The sequence below is a fragment of the Streptomyces sp. NPDC060205 genome (assembly GCF_042728395.1).
Lineage (GTDB): Bacteria > Actinomycetota > Actinomycetes > Streptomycetales > Streptomycetaceae > Streptomyces.
The window spans coordinates 1-4,531 of record NZ_JBHWZP010000522.1; the positions used below are offsets into that span (position 1 = coordinate 1).

The 4,531-nt window shown below is 67.5% G+C and carries 4 protein-coding genes; all 4 read left to right on the top strand.

From position 1 onward, the window contains the following. Positions 1 to 102 precede the first annotated feature (102 nt). From ACFWGJ_RS42280 to ACFWGJ_RS42295, 4 genes are read left to right on the top strand one after another with little or no spacing between them, the layout of a single operon-like run. Entirely contained in the window at positions 103 to 1,035 is a 933-nt protein-coding gene (locus ACFWGJ_RS42280) for a branched-chain amino acid ABC transporter permease (RefSeq protein ID WP_210883595.1), read from the top strand. 5 nt (positions 1,036 to 1,040) lie between these two features. Further along, positions 1,041 to 2,870, top strand: a complete 1,830-nt coding sequence (locus ACFWGJ_RS42285) for a branched-chain amino acid ABC transporter permease (protein WP_387334279.1) — start codon at positions 1,041 to 1,043, stop codon at positions 2,868 to 2,870. 5 nt (positions 2,871 to 2,875) lie between these two features. After that, complete coding sequence (locus ACFWGJ_RS42290; protein WP_387334280.1) at positions 2,876 to 3,772, top strand: ABC transporter ATP-binding protein; 897 nt, start codon at positions 2,876 to 2,878, stop codon at positions 3,770 to 3,772. Then, on the top strand, positions 3,769 to 4,485 hold the full coding sequence (locus ACFWGJ_RS42295) for an ABC transporter ATP-binding protein (protein WP_387334281.1): 717 nt from the start codon (positions 3,769 to 3,771) through the stop codon (positions 4,483 to 4,485). Before ACFWGJ_RS42290 ends, ACFWGJ_RS42295 begins: the two co-directional genes overlap by 4 nt. The last annotated feature ends 46 nt before the right edge of the window (positions 4,486 to 4,531 follow it).

Sequence of the window (4,531 nt, forward strand, 5' to 3'; positions counted from 1 at the left end):
CCCCACCACCTGAGCCGCGCGGGGCGCCGCAGTACAAGCGCCCCGCGCGCACTCACATCCGGTCACACCCCTCGACTATCCGAACGTCTCGGAGGACATGCGGTGAACGAACTGCCGCAGCAGCTGGTCAACGGCCTGCTACTGGGATCCATGTACGGGCTGGTCGCCATCGGCTACACGATGGTCTATGGCATCGTCCAGCTCATCAACTTCGCCCACGGCGAGATCTTCATGATCGGAGGCTTCGGCGCACTCACGGTCTACCTGTACGTACTGCCCGACGGCACCACCATGTGGATCGCACTGCCCCTGATGCTCCTCGGAGCCGTCATCGCCGCGACCACCGTCGCCGTGGGAGCGGAACGGTTCGCCTACCGGCCGCTGCGCACCGCGCCACGCCTCGCCCCGCTCATCACCGCCATCGGCCTCTCCCTCGCACTCCAGCAGGCCGTGTGGGCGTGGTACCCCGACGCGAAGCAGTCCATCAACTTCCCCGAGATCGAGGGCGGCCCCTTCAAGATCGGCGACGTCACCATCCAGACCGGTGACATCTTCCTGCTCATCGCGGCCCCCATCAGCATGGCCATCCTCGCCTTCTTCGTGATGAAGACCCGCACCGGCCGCGGCATGCAGGCCACCGCGCAGGACCCGGACACCGCCAAGCTCATGGGCATCAACACCGACCGCATCATCGTGGTCGCCTTCGCCCTCGGCGCCGTGTTCGCCGCCGTCGGAGCCGTCGCCTACGGCCTCAAGTACGGCCAGGTCCAGTTCCGCATGGGCTTCATCCTCGGCCTCAAAGCCTTCACCGCCGCCGTCCTCGGCGGCATCGGCAACATCTACGGAGCCATGATCGGCGGCCTCGTCCTCGGCCTCGCCGAGACCCTCGCCACCGCCTACATCGCCGACGTCCCCGGCATGGAACAGCTCGGCGGCCAGTCCTGGGCCAACGTCTGGGCCTTCGTACTCCTCATCCTCGTGCTCCTCTTCAGGCCACAAGGCCTGCTCGGCGAGCGCGTCGCGGACAGGGCGTGACACCGATGACCACACAGACCAGCACGCCCGAGACACCCGCCAAGGGGTCCACCGGCAACACCACCGGCCTCATCGGCATCCCGCCCCACATCGGACGCGCCCTCGCCACCGGCGGCGGCATCCTCACCATCATCTCCACCTTCCTCGCCTGGACCTGGACCTCCGCCTTCCCCGGCGACCTCACCTACTACGGCTACCCCGGCGGCCTCCAGGTCCTCGTCCTCATCGGCGGCATCCTCACCACGCTCTTCGCCCTCGCCTCCTACGGCATCAAGGGCCTGCGCTGGCTGACCCCCGCCGGCGCCGACAGCGCCATCAAGCTCGCCGCACTCGCCGCGTTCGCCACCGCCTGGTACACGATCCTCGCGATCAGCTCCGAACTCGGCGGCCTCGCCAACCTCGAACCCGGCGGCTGGGTCGCGGCCGTAGCCACCCTCACGGCCCTCCTCGGCGCACTCTCACTGCCCTTCGAACACCCCGCTCCCGACCCCTTCGACCCCGAAGACACCGCCTGGGAGCAGTTCCGCCACAAGGCACGCCACAACCGCACCGTCGTCAAGGCCGCCTTCGCCTCCGGCACCACCAAGGCACCGGCCCACAAACTCCCCGCCTACGCCGAGATCCTGATCATCGTCGCCGCGCTCAGCCTCGGCCTGATCGTCTTCACCTACGGCATCGGCACCGAGTACGACGAACAGTTCGTCGGCTTCCTCATCACCGCGGGCTTCGGCTTCGCCGCGGCGGCCAAGGCCGGACTCGTCAACCGCGTCTCCGCCCTCACCGCCAAACACCGCAACATCACCATGCTCGGCGCGTTCGTCGCCGCCGCCGCATTCCCCTTCACCCAGTCCGACGACCAGTACGCGACCATCGGCGTCTACATCCTGATCTTCGCCACCGTCGCCCTCGGCCTCAACATCGTCGTCGGCCTCGCCGGACTCCTCGACCTCGGATACGTCGCCTTCCTCGGCGTCGGCGCCTACACCGCGGCCATGGTCTCCGGCTCCCCCTCCTCACCCTTCGACATCCACCTGCCGTTCTGGGCCGCCGCCCTCCTCGGCGCAGCCGTCGCCATGGTCTTCGGCGTCCTCATCGGCGCCCCCACCCTGCGACTGCGCGGCGACTACCTCGCCATCGTCACCCTCGGCTTCGGCGAGATCTTCCGCATCGGCGTCCTCAACATGGACGGCACCAGCGGACCCGACATCACCAACGGCTCCAACGGCATCTCGTCGATCCCGAACCTCAACATCCTCGGCTTCGACTTCGGCCAGGAACACACCATCGCCGGCTTCACCATCGCGCGCTTCGCCAACTACTTCTTCCTGATGCTCCTCATCACGCTCATCGTCGTGATCGTCTTCCGCCGCAGCGGAGACTCCCGCATCGGACGCGCCTGGGTCGCCATCCGCGAGGACGAGACCGCCGCACTCGCCATGGGCATCAACGGCTTCCGCGTCAAGCTCATCGCCTTCGCCCTCGGCGCCGCACTCGCCGGCCTCGCCGGATCCGTACAGGCACACGTCACCTACACCGTGACACCCGAGCAGTACCAGTTCGCCCACGTCGTCCCGCCCAACTCGGCCTTCCTCCTCGCAGCGGTCGTCCTCGGCGGCATGGGCACCATCAGCGGCCCCCTCGTCGGCGCCGCACTGCTCTACCTCATCCCCGCCAAGCTCCAGTTCCTCGGCGACTACCAGCTCCTCGCCTTCGGCCTCGCGCTCGTCCTGCTGATGCGCTTCCGCCCGGAAGGCCTCATCCCCAACCGGCGGCGCCAGCTCGAATTCCACGAGGAAGCCCAAGCGCCCACAGTCCTCAGCAAGGCAGGGGCCTGACCACGATGACAACCGACACCACCACCAAGGCAGCCACCCCCGGCGCCACCCCCGGTGAAGCCGTCCTCGACGCACGCGGCGTCACCATGCGCTTCGGCGGACTCACCGCCGTACGCAACGTCGACCTCAAAGTCAACAGCGGCGAGATCGTCGGCCTCATCGGCCCCAACGGCGCCGGCAAGACCACCTTCTTCAACTGCCTCACCGGCCTCTACATCCCCACCGAGGGAGAAGTCCGGTACAAGGGCACGGTCCTGCCGTCCCAGTCCTTCAAAGTCACCGCCGCCGGCGTCGCCCGCACCTTCCAGAACATCCGTCTCTTCTCCAACATGACCGTCCTGGAAAACGTCCTCGTCGGCCGCCACACCCGCACCAAAGAAGGCCTCTGGTCCGCACTCCTGCGCGGCCCCGGCTTCAAGAAAGCCGAAAAAGCCTCCGAAGAACGCGCCATGGAACTCCTGGAGTTCATCGGCCTCGCCGGCAAGCGCGACCACCTCGCCAGGAACCTCCCCTACGGCGAACAGCGCAAGCTCGAAATCGCCCGCGCACTCGCCAGCGAACCCGGCCTCCTGCTCCTCGACGAGCCCACCGCCGGAATGAACCCCCAGGAAACCCGCGCCACCGAAGAACTCGTCTTCGCCATCCGCGACATGGGCATCGCCGTCCTCGTCATCGAGCACGACATGCGCTTCATCTTCAACCTCTGCGACCGCGTCGCCGTCCTCGTCCAAGGCGAAAAACTCGTCGAAGGCGACAGCGCCACCGTCCAGGGAGACGAACGCGTCGTCGCCGCCTACCTCGGCGAACCCTACGAAGACGCACCCGGCCAAGCCGAAGTCGCGGAGGTCGAAGCGGCCGAAGCACAGGCCGACGCCGCGCCCCGCAAGGAGACCGACCGATGACCGCACTCCTCGAAGTCGAAGACCTCCGGGTCGCCTACGGCAAGATCGAAGCCGTCAAGGGCATCTCCTTCAAGGTCGACGCCGGCCAGGTCGTCACCCTCATCGGCACCAACGGCGCCGGCAAGACGACCACCCTGCGCACCCTCTCCGGCCTCCTCAAGCCCGTCGGCGGCCAGATCAAGTTCCAGGGCAAGTCACTCAAGAAGACCCCGGCCCACCAGATCGTCTCCCTCGGACTCGCGCACTCCCCCGAGGGGCGGCACATCTTCCCCCGCATGACGATCGAGGACAACCTCCGCCTCGGCGCCTTCCTGCGCAACGACAAAGCAGGCATCGAGAAGGACATCCAGCGCGCCTACGACCTCTTCTCCATCCTCGGCGAACGCCGCAAGCAGGCCGCGGGCACCCTCTCCGGCGGTGAGCAGCAGATGCTCGCCATGGGCCGCGCCCTGATGTCCCAGCCGAAACTGCTCATGCTCGACGAACCCTCCATGGGCCTCTCGCCGATCATGATGCAGAAAATCATGGCGACCATCGCGGAACTCAAGTCCCAGGGCACGACGATCCTCCTCGTCGAGCAGAACGCCCAGGCGGCGCTCTCCCTCGCCGACCACGGACACGTCATGGAAGTCGGCTCCATCGTGCTCTCCGGCACCGGCCGCGACCTCCTCACCGACGAATCCGTCCGCAAGGCGTACCTCGGCGAGGACTGAGGTCCCCACCGGCCGTACACACGGCTGAGGCCCGCACCCGAGAATC